Source organism: Streptomyces sp. NPDC059454, from assembly GCF_042749965.1.
Lineage (GTDB): Bacteria > Actinomycetota > Actinomycetes > Streptomycetales > Streptomycetaceae > Streptomyces.
Window position 1 is genome coordinate 1 of sequence record NZ_JBHYVC010000100.1, and the last position, 14,306, is coordinate 14,306.

Below are 14,306 nucleotides of genomic sequence, written 5' to 3' on the forward strand. Positions count from 1 at the left end.
CACCCACCGGCGCACCAGACTGAGCGAGGAGGCGCGCGAGGAGTTCGCCGACCGGCTCGCGGACGCCGTGGGGGCCACCGCCACGGGCGAGGCGGAGAAGCGGGGGCGCGGAAGGAATGCGGTCCGGGTCAGTCCCGGTAGAGCCTGGACAGCGCGTCGGCGTACTTGTCCCGGATGACCCGGCGCCGCATCTTCAGCGACGGCGTCAGCTCGCCGGTCGCCGGACCCCACTCCTCCGCCAGCAGCTCGTAGCGCTTGACCTGCTCGGTGCGGTTGAGCCGGGTGTTGGCGGCGGCCACCGCGCGGTCCACCTCCGCCCGGACGGCGGGGTGCCGCGCCAGACCGGCCGGTCCCCCCTCCGCCTCGACGCCGTGGGCCGCGGCCCAGGCGGGGGCGGCCTCCGCGTCGAGCACCAGCAGGGCGACCAGGTAGGAGCGGTGGTCGCCGTGCACCATCGCCTGGCCGATCAGCGGGTGTTCCTTGAGCGCGTTCTCCACCAGGGCCGGCGAGACGTTCTTGCCGGTGGAGGTGATGATCATCTCCTTCTTCCGGTCGGTGAGCCAGAGGTAGCCGTCCTCGTCGATCCGGCCGATGTCGCCGGTGGCCAGCCAGCCGTCGGCGTCCAGGGCGGACCGCACCGAGCCGTCCGGCTGCAGATAGCCGGAGAACACGGACGAGCCCCGCACCAGGATCTCGCCGTCCTCGGCGACACGGACCGCCACGGACTCCACCGGGCGTCCCACCGAACCGATCCGGAAGCCGGTCTTCGGACTGTTGCTGGTGGCCACGCCGGTGGTCTCGGTCAGTCCCCAGGCGTCCATGATGACGATGCCGAAACCGGCCCAGAACCTCACCACGTCGACCGGCATCGGCGCCGACGCGCTGGCCGACCAGGTCACCCGGTCCAGACCGCCCGCGGCCAGCAGGGGCAGCAGCACGTCCTCGCGGGCCCGGAGGTAGCGTTCCTCGAGCTCGGCGGGCGGTGTCTCGCCCCGCTCCCGGTACCCGACGTGCTCGCGGGCGGCCTCGGACGCCCGGTCGATGACCGCCCGCTGCTCGGGCGGCATCAGCGACAGGACGGCCCGCACGGCGGCGGAGAGTTTCTCCCAGATCCTCGGCACGCCGAAGAACTGCGCGGGGCGCACCTTGCGCACCACCTCGCCGACGCGCGCCGGGTCGGCGCAGAGGTAGACGTGCGAGGCACGGTGGCAGGGCAGGTAGATGCCCAGCATCCGCTCGGCGATGTGGGCGAACGGCAGGTAGCAGATGTGCTCGACGTGCGGGGGCAGCTCCACCACGGCGTCCAGCGCCAGGGCGTTGGACATCACCTCGCGGTGGGTGAGGACGACGCCCTTGGGCTCGCCGGTGGTGCCGGAGGTGTAGACGACGGTCAGCGGATCCCCGGGGCGGGCGGTGTCCAGTTCCCCGGCGAACCGCTCCGGCACCGGCTCGCAAAGCAGGGCGGCGTACGGGACGTGGCCCTCCTCCGCCCCCGCCTCGGCCACCACCAGCCGCTCCAGCGGGGTGTCGGCGTCGGCCAGCAGCGGCTCCCACACCGTCACCTGGGCCGCCCCCTCCACCACGGCGAGGCGGGCCCGGCAGTTGCGGGCGATGTGGGTGATCTGCTCGGGGGCCGCGGTGCCGTAGACGCTGACCGGGACCGCGCCGAGGCGGACCAGTGCCAGGTCCGACAGCCAGTGTTCGGGCCGGTCGGACATCATCAGCAGCACGTGGTCGCCGCGGCCGACGCCGAGGGCCCGGTAACCGGCGGCGAGGCTCCGGGTGTGCTCGTGGATCTCCGCCCAGCCGAGTGTCGTCCAGTCGCTGCCCGGGTCCTCCGACAGCCAGGAGAGGCCGGGGAGTCGCGGGTACTCGCGTGCGTTTCGGGCGAGCAGCTGCGGCAGGGTCCGGCCGGCAGGGTCGTCGGGCAGGTCGCCGGTGGTGCGGGGAGCGGATGTCATCGGGGCCTCCTTGCGGGTCGGTTCGGTGGGGAACGTCCGGGAGACCGGGGCGGGAAAAGCCCCTGCGGGCGTGCCCGGTGGAGATGGGGCGGGTGGATCAGGAGTCGGTGAAGGCCTCGCTCTGCTCGGCCCTGCGCAGCAGCAGCCCGGGCGGGGCGAAGCGCTCGCCGTGACGCTCGGCGAGTTCACGCGTGCGGGCCACGAAACCGGGCAGCCCGCCCCCGTAGCCGTTGACGTACTGCGGCAATGGACTCCACGCCGCCCGCGAGGACCTGGCGGGGGCCGAGCGCGGGGTCGCGCCGTGCGGTGCCCTCGGCCGGGGAGCGGCCCCAGACCTTGCCGGTGTGCTCGGGGACGTAGAGGAACGGGAGCCGTCCCTCGGCGATTTCGGCGGTCGTCTTGACGTTGGCCGGGCCCAGCGCCGCGACGTGGACCGGGACGGCCTCGCGGACCGGGCGGTCGAGCAGCTTCAGCGGTTTGCCGAGGGGGCCGCCCTTCCCGGCCGGCAGGGGCAGGCCGGTGATGCCGCGGTGCTCGATCACCTCGCGCCGCCAGATCCGCCGGGACAGCTCGATCACCTCGCGGGTGCGGCCCAGCGGGCGGTCGTAGCGGCGGCCGCGCCGGCCCTCGACGACCTGCGGCCCGGACGCTCCGACGCCGAGGATCGCGCGTCCGCCGGTGAGGATCGCGCGTCCGCCGATGAGGGCGTCGAGTCCGGCCGCGGTCTGGGCGATCAGCGCGGGGGTGCGCGAGTGGACGCTGAGGACGGCGAGCCGATCCGCGTCCGCTCGGTCCTCGCGTCGAGGCACCCCAGGAGCGTCGGGGAGTCGAAGCCGTACGCCTCGGCCACCCGGACTGCGTCGAGGCCCGCGGCCTCCAGGGCGGCGGCCCGGTCCGCGGCGGCGCGCGGGTCGCCGGCGTCCACCAGGGGTGAGGACGGTTCCATCAGCAGGGGTCCTTCAGCAGTTCGGGCACGCCCCAGTCGCGGGCCACGTCGGGGGTGTGCGCGCCGGGGGCGGCCGGCGGGAGCCGGAGGGTGCCGGGGGTGTCGGAGAAACGGGGGGCGGGAGCGGGCTGGGTGATGCCGTACGCCTCGGTGTAGGTGCCGCGTCCGGTCAGGTGTCGATGGCCGGCCGCCTCGCGCAGCGAGAGCACGGGCGCGACGCAGGCGTCGGTCCCCTCGAAACGGGCCGTCCACTCCGCACGGGTGGCGGTCTTGAACCGGGCGGCGAACACGGCCCGCAGTCCGGGCCAGTTGCGCGGGTCGGCGCGGTCCGGCAGGTCCTCGGCGTCCAGGCCCAGCAGGGAGACGTACACCGCGTAGAACTGCGGTTCCAGGGCGCCGACCGCCATCCAGCCGCCGTCGGCGGTCTCGTAGACGCCGTAGTGGGGGCAGCCGCCGTCGAGCAGGTTGCGGCCGCGGGCGTCCTGCCAGGTGCCCCCGGCGAGCATGCCCCAGAACATGGCGGTGAGGTGTGCGGTGCCGTCCACGATCGCGGCGTCCACCACCTGGCCGCGGCCGGTGGCGCGGGCGGTGAGCAGCGCGGCGAGGACGCCGGTGGCCAGGTAAAGGGAGCCGCCCGCGTAGTCACCGAGGAGGTTGACCGGGATCGCGGGCCGTCCGTCCGGCGGGCCGATCATGGACAGGGCGCCGGCGGTGGCGATGTAGCCGATGTCGTGTCCGGCCAGGGACGCGAGGGGCCCCCACTGGCCCCAGCCGGTCATCCGGCCGTACACCAGCGCGGGGTTGACGGCGGTGCACTCCTCGGGGCCGACCCCGAGCCGCTCCGCGACACCGGGCCGGTATCCCTCCACCAGGATCTCGGCGCGCGCCGCCAGCGCCCGCACCGTTCCCGGCCCTTCGGGTGACTTGAGGTCGACCACGACGGAGCGCTTGTTGCGGTTGGTCACGTCGTGGGCGGGATCGCCGCCGGACGGCGAGGGGCCGGGGCGGTCCACGCGCACCACGTCGGCACCCAGGTCGGCGAGCAGCATGGCGGCGAACGGGCCGGGACCTATCCCCGCCAGCTCGACCACGCGCACACCGTCCAGCGGGCCCGCCACATCGCGGCCGGGAGGGTCGGTGGAGTACGGGCTCATGGGTTCCTCTCACGGTGCGCGGCGGACTCACCACCATCAACCGGGGGGCTTACTGAGCGTTCGCTAAAATGTAGGAGCGCGACATCGGTCGGTCAACTCCCCGTGCGTTACTTGTTTTCGTGGATCCACACCGGGAAACTGGCACCGGGTCACCCCGAACGCCAGGCTTCCCTTATCGATCGCTAAGCAACCTGAAGGGTTGGTGCCGGGCTCACGGCCGTACGATGTCGCCGATCGCCGCCCGTCCCGAGGAGAGTCGTTGAACGCCGCGCCGAGCCAGGACACCACACCACCGGCGGAGCACTGGCGCTCCTACGGGCCGCTCGACCTGCACCCGATCCTGAAGCACGCCATGGAGGCCTTCAACGAGCAGGGCTACCACGGTACTTCGGTCCGGGACATCGCCGGCCGGGTCGGCGTCACCGTGCCCGCGCTGTACTACCACTACGAGAACAAACAGGCGCTGCTGGCCACGCTGCTGGAGACGTCCGTCAAGGACGTCCTGGACCGCTGCCGAGCCGCGGCCGGGGAGGCCGGGGACGATCCGCTGGCGCGGTTCTGCGGCATGGTCGAGTCGATCGTGCTGTACATGGCCCACCGTCAGCAGCTGGCCTTCCTGGACACCGAGATACGCAGCCTGGAGCCCCCGAACCGGGCGCGCTACGTCGCCCTGCGCGACTATCTCGAGCACATGCTGCTGGACACGGTCGAGGCGGGCCGCGCCCAGGGCGTGTTCACCACGCCGATCCCGGCCGACGCGGTGCGCTCGGTGCTCGTCATGTGCCAGGGGGTCGCCAACTGGTTCCGTGCGGACGGCCCGCTCACGGCGGAGGAGGTCGCCGAACGCCATGTGCTGCTGAGCCTCGGCACGGTGGGCCACCCCGGCGCGGTCACCGGTGACCTTCCGCTATCGTTCCCACGCAGCTCCTCCCCGCGGTCGGGGCGACCGTCTCCCGCGCGTCCCGCGCCGACACCCTCCTGACGTGCCGCCCCGGGACCGGGAACGGCGGTGCCGGACGGCGTGGCCCCGCCGGAACGCCACCATGCCGCCTGCCGCGCCGAGGGAGCCGGGCCTCCTGACGGCGTGTGATTGACTGATGCGCATGGCTCCCGCCTCCCCGTCCGCCCGCCCGGCCGCGGCCACTCGGCCCCGCAACCGCAAGCAGCTCATCGTCGACGCGGCCGGGCGGATCTTCAGCGAGCGCGGCTACCACAAGGCGTCCATGGAGGAGGTCGCCGCCGGTGTGGGTATCAGCGCTGCCGCTCTGTACCGGCACTTCCCGAACAAGTACGCGCTGTTCGCCGAGTGCGCCCACGTCATGGTGGACGGACTGGTCGCCGCGCTCGACGAGGTGCCGTCCGGGGCGGCCTTGACGGAGGTGCTCACCGCCGTCACCCGGGTCACCGTCGCTCATCGCGCGGCGGGCGGCGTGTACCGGTGGGAGGCCCGGTACCTCGACCGCGAGGACCGCCGGGGTCTCGCGGTGAAGTTCGGCCGCCTCGTCGAGCGGGTCGACGAGGCGGTACAGCGTGAGCACCCACTGCCCGACGCGCGCCTGCGGGCCACGGCGGCCCTCGGTGCGATCGGGTCCATCACGATGCACCGCACCTCCATCGCCGGGCGCCGGGCCGAGGACCTGCTGCTGGCGTCCGCGCTGCGGGTGGCAGCGACCGATCCGGCGGCGGGCCTGCCGGGCGCGCGCCCCGTCGAACTGCCTGCCCGGCCGGTGCCGCGCACGCGACGCGCGGAGATCCTCGCGGCCTCCGTCCCGCTGTTCGCCCGGGACGGATTCGCCAACGTCACGAACGGACAGATCGCTCAGGCTGTGGGGCTGAGCCCGTCCGCGCTCTACCGCCATTACTCCGGCAAGATCGACATCCTGGCGGCGGCGTGCCTCCAGGCGGCGGGACTGCTGGCACAGGGTGTGGAGCGGAGCCTGCACGAGGTGACCGGCCCGCACGACGCCGTCGTCGCGCTGGCAGCGACGTACGTGGCCTACAGCTTCGAGTACACCGAGCTCAACAGCGTTGCCGAGGCCGAGCTCGCCGGGCTGCCGGAGGGCCTGCAGCGGCCCGTGGTCCTCGCGCAGCGGGAACACGTCGCCGTCTGGGAGCAGCAGTTGCGGCTGGCCCGTCCGGAGCTGGACCCGCGCCAGGCCCGGGTGCTGGTGCACGCGGGGTTCGGCGTGGTGGTCGAGGCGGGACGCAGACTGCGGTGGCGGGACAGCCCTGACCGCCGTGAGGCCGTGACCGCTCTGGTCGTGGGCGCTCTGGGCCTCTGAGCGGCCGTCGGAATCCGGCAGCGACGAGGCACCGCGTCGTGAAGCGCCGCGTGCGGGAGTCATCCCGATGCCCGCCCCTCGGCCCGTCTGCCGCGGGGCGGGTACAGGTGTGACCGGCTCGACGGCTCAGCCCGGCCTGTTGCCGGTGGGGATCGTGATGGGGGTGGTGGCACCGGAGGAGCCCTTGTTGAGGAACAGCATGGCCAGGGCGCGCACGAACTGGTCGAACATGTAGAAGGTGCCGGGCATGACGGGCGACAGTCCCTCGCGGAACAGGATGAACGCCGGCCATGCGGTGCGGACCAGGGCCGCCGACGCGTAGTCGCGTTTCAGCCCCAGCCAGTCGCCGACCTCGTCACTGAGAACGTAGCGGACGAACTCGTTCAGGAACCCGCGCGTGACGCCGAGGTCGATCTGTGCGGTCAGGCCGAGCAGTTCCCCGGCCAGCTCGATGCCCTCGGTGGACGGGGAGAGGATCGGGGTGAGCACCTGCGCCGACTGCCTTTCGGCCTCCGCCCAGGTCCGGGGGATGTGCTCGTACGGCACACCGAGCAGGTGGACGGCGACCTGCCACGAGTGCAGGAACGCCTCCTGGTCCGCGGCCGGGTACGGGATCCTCCAGTCGAGCAGCTTTCTGTGTACGTAGGTGCCCAGGCTGTGGAAGGTGACCAGGATGTCGGCGGCGCTGATCGGGACGGTCTCGTCGGCGACCGCCCGCCAGTGCGGCGACTGCGGCAGCAGGTGTCGCACCGCGGCGTGCACCACGCGCGTCTTGTTGGCGGTGACGACGAACTGTCCCGTCGGCTCGAAGGCTCCCCGCTCGGACAGGTCGTAGCCGAATGTGAACGTCTTGGCCGCGCGGTCCTGCATGTCGGCGCCGCCCGCGGACCAGTAGACGCTCTTGGCCTCGCGCGGGATCACGGTGCTCATGATTCCGCTGCCGAGTCCGTACAGCATGAAGAGGTACGTGTCCCTGCGCCGGTTGAAGTCGGCGGCGCGGGCCAGCTTGGCGGGGTCCGCCCAGGAGGGCAGCCGGTTGACCTGCCGCAGGTATGCGGCGAACTCGGCCGGCAGGCCGCTGGGCAGCGGGTCGTCGTTGTTCACCCACGACGCCCATGCGGTGTTGATCGCCGGCACGTGTCCTTTCTCGAGCATCGAAACCATCAGTGGGTCAGCCGCGTCGTCCCAGATCCACTCCGGACCGGTGCCCGCGGCGGCTCCGGTCGCCGAGCCCGTCGACGCCCACGCCTGGACGGGGTTCGCCACGCCCACGAGACCGAGCGCGACACCGAGGGACAGGGCCTTTCTCCTGCTGAGGTTCTCCATTGACTTACCTGCTTCCCTGATGGACCAGATGGCGCCAGGTACCTTCGCAGAATTGCCATGCGCGCGATCGGTGCGCCGTGAACCCGGTCGCACAGATGTGATTCTCGATTAACATAGCGAGGTGCGTCACGGTCGGCAATGGCGGTGGCCGAGGGCTCGTCGGCAGAAGGGGCGGGCTTCGATCCGGTGACGTCCCAGCGGCTGTCGTACCCGGTGACGGTCCGGGTGCACGCCGCGCCTGTGGCCCCCCACGTCCGCGTCGGCGAAACCTTTCACGGAGAACGGCCGCCCACTGTCACGGTGATGAAGCCGACCGGTGGCCGATGTGCCTGCCGTGTCCGCACTCGGATCTCGCGGACGCGGACGCGGGAGCACACGGGTGGGCCACGGCACCCGGCCGCGCCGGAGGGGGCCGACGGGCCGGGTGCGTGGTGGCTTCGCCGAGCCGGATGTCAGTGGGCGGCGACGCCCGAGAGTTCGTTCGTGCTCTTCGGCAGCGTCACCGACGCGGTCTTCTCACCGGATTCGATGTCGACGGCGTGCAGCGTGCGCTTGCCCGGCTCGGAGACGTACGCGGTGTGGTCGCGGACGAAGAGGGTGGGCCGGGGCTGCTGCCAGTCCAGCGGTTCCTGCCACTCGTCGACGACCGGGATCTCCTTGTCGACCTTGCCGGTCTCGGGGTCGATGACGCGGAGGGCGCCGTCGGTGCCGAGGACGAGTGCCTCACCGTGAGGTCCGCGGCCGAGTGAGCGGAACGAGTAGCTGGTGCCCAGGTCGACCAGGCGCAGCTTCGCGGTCCTGGTGTCGATGAGGGAGATGCGCGTCGGGCGCTCCAGCTCGGCGTCCGGGTCGGTCTTGTAGTCGCCCAGGAGGATCGGGGAGGCGTCACTGCCCGCCTGGTTGCCGATGCGGCCGTAGTCGTCGGGGGCGTCGACCTTGGTGAACTCGCCGTCCTTGTAGATCAGGACGCCGTCCTCGCAGCCGACGGCGACGGCCTCGCCCTCGGCCGCGGCCTCGCCGTGGACGCCGGGGCAGTTCTCGTTGCGCGCGATCTCCTTGTTGTCCTTGTCGAGGACGAGGGCGCCGGTGCGCTTCTCCTCGGTGCCGAGGGTGCTGAGCAGTTCGCCGTTGCTCAGTTCGATGGCGACGCCGTGGTGTGCCTCGGCGGAGGTGTAGGTGCGTCCTTCCGGCTTCTTGCCGCCGGCGAGGTCGGCGGGGTCGAGGACGTTGACCTCTCCGGTGCCGTCGGTGAAGAGCACCGTCTTGCCCGCGTGCCGTACGACGTGGCCGGGCTTGGCTCCCTCGTAGGTGATGTCGGTGAGGGCCTGCCCGGTGGCGTCGAGGACGCGGAAGCCGGCGTCGGTGGAGACGATGACGTGGTCCTCGTCGCCGGCGGGGTTGACCCGGTTGAAGCCGGGCAGCTCGATGGTCCTGCCGAGTTCGAGGCTCTCGCCGTCCAGGATGTACAGGCCCCCGTCGAAGGTGGCGACCAGCGGGTCCTTCACCTCGGTGGCGGGCCTGGCGCTCGGCGTCCCCTTCGCCGCCTTCGTGTCGGACGAGGCGCCGTCCCCTCCTCCGCAGGCGGTCAGCACCGCGGACACCGCGAGGGCGAGGGCCGTACCGGAGACTGCCCTGTTGCGTATCGACTTGTTCACTGTGTGTGTTTCCTTCCGGCCGCGCGGACGCGGCGTCGGTGTGGTGGGTGGTGTCGGCCGGTCGTGCCGGCCCGGCACGGTGGCGCGGATTCAGCCGGCGGTCAGGCCGTCGGTCATGGCGGTCGTGTTGGCGCGCATCATCCGCAGATAGGTGTCGGCGCCCTCGCCCTTCGCGGTGAGCGACTCGGAGTACAGCTCGACGACCCGCACCCGGTCGTCCAGTTCGGTGCGCAGGACCTCGGCCAGCCGCTTGGGTTGGGAGGAGTCGGCGAACACGGTGCGCACGCCGGCGTCCTCCATCGCCCGGGTGAGCGAGCGCAGGTCGGAGGAGCTGGGCGAGGCCAGGGTGGTGCCGCTGGGGATCACCGCGCCGATCACCCGGAAGCCGAAGCGGTCGGCGAGGTAGCCGAAGACGTGGTGGTTGGTGACCAGGGCGCGTCCGTCCTCGGGGATGCGGTCGAAGGACTCCTCCATCCAGGCCGTGAGGTCGGCGAGTTGTGCGTCGTAGCGTTCGGCGTTGCCCCGGACCGCCTCCTCGTCCACGCCGTCCACGTGCTCGATCACCTGGTCGGCGATCAGGCCGGCGGCCTCGCGCACGCGGTCGGGGTCGGTCCAGAAGTGCGGGTCGGGCTGCCCGGCCTCCTCCTCGGGGCCTCCGTCGGTGTGTGCCCGGAAGGTGAGCGGGTCCACCGCCTTGCCGGCCTCGAAGGCGGCGACCCCGACGTCGCGGGCGGCGTCCACGTGGCGCAGTACGTTCTCCTCCAGGCCCAGGCCGTTGAAGACCACCAGGTCGGCGTTCTCCAGTTCGGCGGCCTGCACCGCCGACAGGCCGAAGGAGTGCGGGTCGGCGTTGGGCTTCATCAGGACGGTGACGTCGGCCTCGTCGCCGACGATCTCCCGGGTGATGTCCCCGAGGATGTTGGTCGTCACGACGACCCGGGGCCGGTCGTCGCCGCTCGCGCAGGCGGTGGCCGTGCCCGCGCAGGTGAGGGCGACCAGTACCGACAGCAGGCGGCGCAGCCGCAGGACGGTTCGCTTCGGTGTCGTCATCGTCCGGTCTCCACCATCAGTGCCGGCTCCATGTCCAGGCCGAAGGTGCGGGCGATGCGCAGGCCGTCGTTGTAGTCGATCTCGTGCACGCGCCTGCCCTCCGGGTCGTTGACGTAGGCGCGGCTGCGGTCGACCTCGATCACGGGTCCGCTTCCGCCGGCGTCCGCCCGCCGGTCTCCGGTCAGGAGCCGCTCGGTCCGGGCCGTCTGCTCGCCGGTGGCGATGTCGTAGCCGTGCAGTGCCCCGTCGGTCTCCAGGACGAGCAGCGGGGAGCCCTCTCCGGCGGTGTTGGCGGCGACCACGGGGCCGGTCTCCACACGGGTCCATGTGCGCTCCGTGACGTCCAGCACCCACACGGCCCGGTCCCCGGCCGGTGCGGTGAGGGTGTCGCTGCCCGCGCGGTGGCGGAAGGACGACGCCCGTTCCCCCGCGGGCACCTCGTCGGCGTACGGGATCTTCTCGGCCGTGAAGTCCCCGTCGTCCTCGCGGATCAGCAGGGCGCCGTCGGCGCAGCCGAAGACGACGCCGCGCCGGGTGACGGCGTCGCCCGCCGGGTCCTCGCAGGTGGCGTCCGGGGACGCGGTGCGCCCGCCCGCGCGGTCGTACACCGTGGCCTTCGGTACGCCCTTCCCGTCGTCGGTGAGGGTCAGCAGGTGCTCCGCGTACGGCACCACGGCACCCGCGTGCGTCCCGGGAAGCGCGCGGGGCGAGCCGACGCGCCCCTTCTCCGGTTCCGCCCGGCGGTGGACCGTGGCCCGGCCCTCCTCGTCGGTCACCGCGGTGACGGCCGCGTCGCTGCGCACCCGCGCGCCCGAGCCCGCCGGCAGCCGGCCGGCGTCGCGTATCGCGGCGCGGTAGTAGTGCACGTGGTCGCCGTGGTCCACCATCCAGGCGCCGCCGTCGAGGACACGGGTGCCGTCCGCGGTGTGGAAGTAGCCGAACCGGCCGTCCGTGGTGAGTTCCGTGGCGCCCCTCGTCCGGGACTCCTCGTGCGTCTTTCCCGTGATCAGGTCCAGTACCCGGGTGTCCCCGGTGCCCGGGTCGTTGAGCACCAGCCGGGACTGCTGCTCGGCTGCCTCCTGTGCCCCTTCGACGTACCCGTGCTCAGTGGCGGAGGCCGCGGAACCCGCCTGTGGGGAGGACGCGTCGTCGTCCTGCCCGGCGCAGCCCGCGGTGAGCAGCGCGAGGGCCACGAGCGCGGCCGGCGCCCCGGCAGTGACGTTTTTTCGGACGAACAAGGACATCGCCTCTCAGGTCTTTCTCAGTCGGTCGCCGCCGGACGGATGCCGGCCGGGCGTGCGTGGCGGTGGCGGATGCCGGATGCCAGGTGGGAGAGGAAGAACAGGACCACGGCCAGGGCGGAGACGGTCGCGCCGGCGGCGGTGCTCAGGTGCCAGGAGAGCAGCAGGCCGAAGAAGGTGGCGGTCACGCCGAGCAGCGCCGCGAGGACCATCACGCCCCGCACGCTCCGCGCCCACGGCAGTGCGGCCGCCGGCGGAGCGATGAGCAGCCCCAGCACCAGCAGTGTTCCCACGATGTGGAAGGACGCGACGATGGCCAGCGCCAGCAGCCCCAGCAGTACGGCATGGGCCAGGCGGGGACGCAGACCGAGGGTCCGCGCCTTGCGTGCGTCGAAGGCCAGGGCGAGGAAGGCCCGGTGGCCGAGGACCGAGACGGCCAGCGCCAGCAGCAGCGCCCCGCCCAGCAGCGCCAGGTCCTGTTCCCGCACGGCGAGGACGTCGCCGAAGAGGAAGCCGGTCAGGTCCACCGCGAAGGACTGCGACCGCGAGACGATGATGACGCCGAGCGACAGCATCCCCACGAACAGCAGCCCGATACCGGTGTCCTGGGACAGCCGCGGGGTGCGGCCGAGCGCGGTGACACCGGCCGTCATGACCGCCGCGCTCAGCAGCGCCCCCACCATGGGGTTGCCGCCCAGCAGCGCGGCGAGTGCCACTCCGGGCAGCAGGCCGTGCGACATGGCGTCACCGAGGAAGGCCATGCCCCTCAGCACCACCCAGGTGCCCGCCAGGGCGCAGATCGCCGACACCAGGACTCCGCCCCACAAGGCGCGTTGCACGAAAGTCGCCTCGAAAGGGACTGTCAACCACTCCATGCGAGCACACTACAATGAAAACCATGTTCAAAAAATCCGGCCCCCCGCCCGCCGCCCCCGGGGGTGCGACACCCCGCATCCATCTGACCGAGCTGTCCGCGGGTTACACCGGCCGTCCGGTCCTTCATCAACTCACCGTCGAAATAAAGACGTTGGCCACCACCGCGCTCATCGGCCCGAACGGCAGCGGGAAGTCGACCCTCCTCGGCGTCCTGGCCGGCGTGATCCAACCCACATCGGGGAGGCTCCGCCGTGACGGCAACCGGCCTCCGGCGTTCGTCCCGCAGCGCGGCGCCGTCGGTGACACGCTGCCCCTGACGGTCAGGCAGACGGTGGAGATGGGGCGCTGGGGCGAACGCGGCCCGTGGCGCCGGCTGACCCGGCAGGACCGCGCCACCGTGGACACGGCCATGGACCGCCTGGGCATCGCCGGCCTGGCCGCGCGTCAACTCGGGGAACTCTCCGGCGGACAGCGGCAGCGCGCCCTGATCGCCCAAGGGCTCGCCCAGGAGTCGGACCTGCTCCTGCTCGACGAGCCGACCACCGGACTCGACCCCGAAGCCAGGGAGCGCATAGCGACGCTGCTGACGGAACTGGTCGCCGACGGCGTGACCGTCGTCCACGCCACGCACGATCTGGACGCCGCCCGCTCGGCCGACGCCTGCCTCCTGCTCCGCGAGGGACGCCTGGCGGGACAGGGGAACCCCGAGCGGCTCCTCACCCCTTCGACACTCGCCCAGGTCTGGCAGCCGGCCTGAGGCACCGGCAGCCCCGCACGGCTACCGCACATGAAAACCGTTGTCGTATGCTGATGGCGCCCCCGACGCGGCATCACTGCCGACGGCCTCCGGCCCGGTCGGGGCGCCCCCGCCCACCGGCGGCGCGTTCCGTGCCGCCGGACCCTCCCGACCGAGAGGAACCCCCATGGCCGTACCCAAGCGCAAGATGTCCCGCAGCAACACCCGCCACCGCCGCGCCCAGTGGAAGGCGAGCACGCCGAACCTGGTGCCGGTCACGGTGGACGGCGTGACCCACCGGGTCCCGCAGCACCTCGTGCCCGCCTACCGGCGGGGCCTGCTGCGCCCGGAGGACTGAGGCCGGTGCCCGGCCGGACCCGCGCGCGGCCCTCTCCGCATGCCCGACGGCCGACGACGAACAGGCGCCCGACGACGCCCCCTTCCCTCCCCGCGGTCCCGGGGCACGGCCACGAGGGCGTGGCAGCGGCCGTCCGGTCCGGGCACGGTGCCGCCGGGCCCGCCCCGGCGGTGGCCGGACGGCACCCATGAGCGACGGGAGGCACACTCATGCACGGAACGGCCCGCGGCGAGTGGCGCACGACCCCGCAGCGAGCCGCGGTCCTCGACGCCCTGCGTGACCACGACGACTTCGTCTCGGCGCAGCGTCTGCACGCGGCTCTGTCCGCGGAAGGCGTGACGGTGGGGCTGACCACCGTCTACCGCACGCTCCGGCTGCTGGAGGCGGCCGGGCACGTCGACGTGGTGCGTGACAGCGACGGCGAGCGCTTCTACCGGCCCAGGCCGGACGACGGCCACCGGCACTACCTCGTCTGCCGGATGTGCGGCCTCAGTCTGGCCGTCGACTCCGAGGAGGTCGAGGAGTGGGTGACGAGGATCGCGCGCGAGATCGGGTTCCACGCCGTGGACCACACCGTCGAACTCACCGGTGTGTGCGACGGCTGCCGCCCCGGTCCGGTGGACCGCCGGGCGGACTCGTGAGCGGCCGGTGCGCACACGCGTGATCCGCGGAGCGGGCTTCCCCGTCGGTGCGCTCCCCCGGCCCGTTCACGGGCCGGGGG

At 72.7% G+C, this 14,306-nt stretch carries 12 protein-coding genes and 1 pseudogene; 5 read left to right on the forward strand and 8 right to left on the reverse strand.

The features are described from left to right. Nucleotides 1-128: 128 nt before the first annotated feature. The 3 genes and pseudogenes from ACFXAE_RS35130 to ACFXAE_RS35140 form a co-directional block, all read right to left on the reverse strand. Nucleotides 129-1,961: an AMP-dependent synthetase/ligase gene (locus ACFXAE_RS35130; protein ID WP_384723419.1), complete on the reverse strand. Its 1,833-nt coding sequence runs from the start codon at nucleotides 1,959-1,961 to the stop codon at nucleotides 129-131. A gap of 197 nt (nucleotides 1,962-2,158) precedes the next feature. Further along, nucleotides 2,159-2,907: pseudogene (locus tag ACFXAE_RS35135) on the reverse strand (LLM class flavin-dependent oxidoreductase); the annotation flags it as partial. Next, nucleotides 2,907-4,061: a CaiB/BaiF CoA transferase family protein gene (locus ACFXAE_RS35140; protein WP_384723421.1), complete on the reverse strand. Its 1,155-nt coding sequence runs from the start codon at nucleotides 4,059-4,061 to the stop codon at nucleotides 2,907-2,909. The gene ACFXAE_RS35140 and the pseudogene ACFXAE_RS35135, both read right to left, overlap by 1 nt. Nucleotides 4,062-4,320: 259 nt before the next feature. Here ACFXAE_RS35140 and ACFXAE_RS35145 point away from each other — a divergent pair, with 259 nt between their 5' ends. Together ACFXAE_RS35145 and ACFXAE_RS35150 are read left to right on the forward strand one after the other, a co-directional pair. Continuing rightward, a complete protein-coding gene (locus tag ACFXAE_RS35145) occupies nucleotides 4,321-5,043 on the forward strand; it encodes a TetR/AcrR family transcriptional regulator (protein ID WP_384723424.1) in 723 nt (240 codons plus the stop codon). Nucleotides 5,044-5,164: 121 nt separating this feature from the next. Continuing rightward, nucleotides 5,165-6,343 carry a TetR/AcrR family transcriptional regulator gene (locus tag ACFXAE_RS35150; RefSeq protein ID WP_384723427.1) on the forward strand — a complete coding sequence of 393 codons (1,179 nt, stop codon included), beginning with the start codon at nucleotides 5,165-5,167 and terminating at the stop codon, nucleotides 6,341-6,343. 126 nt (nucleotides 6,344-6,469) lie between these two features. Here ACFXAE_RS35150 and ACFXAE_RS35155 read toward each other — a convergent pair whose 3' ends face one another. The 5 genes from ACFXAE_RS35155 to aztB form a co-directional block, all read right to left on the reverse strand. Then, a complete protein-coding gene (locus ACFXAE_RS35155) occupies nucleotides 6,470-7,669 on the reverse strand; it encodes an oxygenase MpaB family protein (protein ID WP_384723430.1) in 1,200 nt (399 codons plus the stop codon). Nucleotides 7,670-8,121: 452 nt separating this feature from the next. Next, the gene (gene aztD, locus ACFXAE_RS35160; RefSeq protein WP_384723433.1) at nucleotides 8,122-9,324 is read right to left on the reverse strand and encodes a zinc metallochaperone AztD; all 1,203 of its coding nucleotides are present in this window, start codon (nucleotides 9,322-9,324) and stop codon (nucleotides 8,122-8,124) included. Between the two features lie 90 nt (nucleotides 9,325-9,414). Further along, nucleotides 9,415-10,374, reverse strand: a complete 960-nt coding sequence (gene aztC, locus ACFXAE_RS35165; RefSeq protein ID WP_384723436.1) for a zinc ABC transporter substrate-binding protein AztC — start codon at nucleotides 10,372-10,374, stop codon at nucleotides 9,415-9,417. Beyond that, nucleotides 10,371-11,618: a hypothetical protein gene (locus ACFXAE_RS35170; protein ID WP_384723439.1), complete on the reverse strand. Its 1,248-nt coding sequence runs from the start codon at nucleotides 11,616-11,618 to the stop codon at nucleotides 10,371-10,373. Before ACFXAE_RS35170 ends, aztC begins: the two co-directional genes overlap by 4 nt. Before the next feature lie 17 nt (nucleotides 11,619-11,635). Beyond that, nucleotides 11,636-12,490, reverse strand: a complete 855-nt coding sequence (gene aztB / locus ACFXAE_RS35175) for a zinc ABC transporter permease AztB (RefSeq protein WP_384723442.1) — start codon at nucleotides 12,488-12,490, stop codon at nucleotides 11,636-11,638. A 14-nt stretch (nucleotides 12,491-12,504) separates the two neighbouring features. On the opposite strand from aztB, the gene aztA reads away from it, so the two are divergent. The 3 genes from aztA to ACFXAE_RS35190 all read left to right on the forward strand — a co-directional run bounded on the left by aztA (nucleotide 12,505) and on the right by ACFXAE_RS35190 (nucleotide 14,226). Then, nucleotides 12,505-13,248 (forward strand): zinc ABC transporter ATP-binding protein AztA, encoded by a 744-nt coding sequence (aztA, locus tag ACFXAE_RS35180; RefSeq protein WP_384723445.1) that lies wholly within the window; start codon nucleotides 12,505-12,507, stop codon nucleotides 13,246-13,248. Between the two features lie 166 nt (nucleotides 13,249-13,414). Continuing rightward, nucleotides 13,415-13,585: a 50S ribosomal protein L32 gene (gene rpmF, locus ACFXAE_RS35185; protein WP_030871982.1), complete on the forward strand. Its 171-nt coding sequence runs from the start codon at nucleotides 13,415-13,417 to the stop codon at nucleotides 13,583-13,585. 209 nt (nucleotides 13,586-13,794) lie between these two features. Continuing rightward, entirely contained in the window at nucleotides 13,795-14,226 is a 432-nt protein-coding gene (locus tag ACFXAE_RS35190; protein ID WP_384723450.1) for a Fur family transcriptional regulator, read from the forward strand. The last annotated feature ends 80 nt before the right edge of the window (nucleotides 14,227-14,306 follow it).

Bases quoted from the DNA above. Each gene is read 5' to 3' on its own strand.
- ACFXAE_RS35130 (WP_384723419.1), bottom strand. From the start codon at position 1,961: ATGACATCCGCTCCCCGCACCACCGGCGACCTGCCCGACGACCCTGCC.
- ACFXAE_RS35140 (WP_384723421.1), bottom strand. From the start codon at position 4,061: ATGAGCCCGTACTCCACCGACCCTCCCGGCCGCGATGTGGCGGGCCCG.
- ACFXAE_RS35150 (WP_384723427.1), top strand. From the start codon at position 5,165: ATGGCTCCCGCCTCCCCGTCCGCCCGCCCGGCCGCGGCCACTCGGCCC.
- ACFXAE_RS35155 (WP_384723430.1), bottom strand. From the start codon at position 7,669: ATGGAGAACCTCAGCAGGAGAAAGGCCCTGTCCCTCGGTGTCGCGCTC.
- aztC (WP_384723436.1), bottom strand. From the start codon at position 10,374: ATGACGACACCGAAGCGAACCGTCCTGCGGCTGCGCCGCCTGCTGTCG.
- ACFXAE_RS35170 (WP_384723439.1), bottom strand. From the start codon at position 11,618: ATGTCCTTGTTCGTCCGAAAAAACGTCACTGCCGGGGCGCCGGCCGCG.
- aztB (WP_384723442.1), bottom strand. From the start codon at position 12,490: ATGGAGTGGTTGACAGTCCCTTTCGAGGCGACTTTCGTGCAACGCGCC.
- aztA (WP_384723445.1), top strand. From the start codon at position 12,505: ATGAAAACCATGTTCAAAAAATCCGGCCCCCCGCCCGCCGCCCCCGGG.
- rpmF (WP_030871982.1), top strand. From the start codon at position 13,415: ATGGCCGTACCCAAGCGCAAGATGTCCCGCAGCAACACCCGCCACCGC.
- ACFXAE_RS35190 (WP_384723450.1), top strand. From the start codon at position 13,795: ATGCACGGAACGGCCCGCGGCGAGTGGCGCACGACCCCGCAGCGAGCC.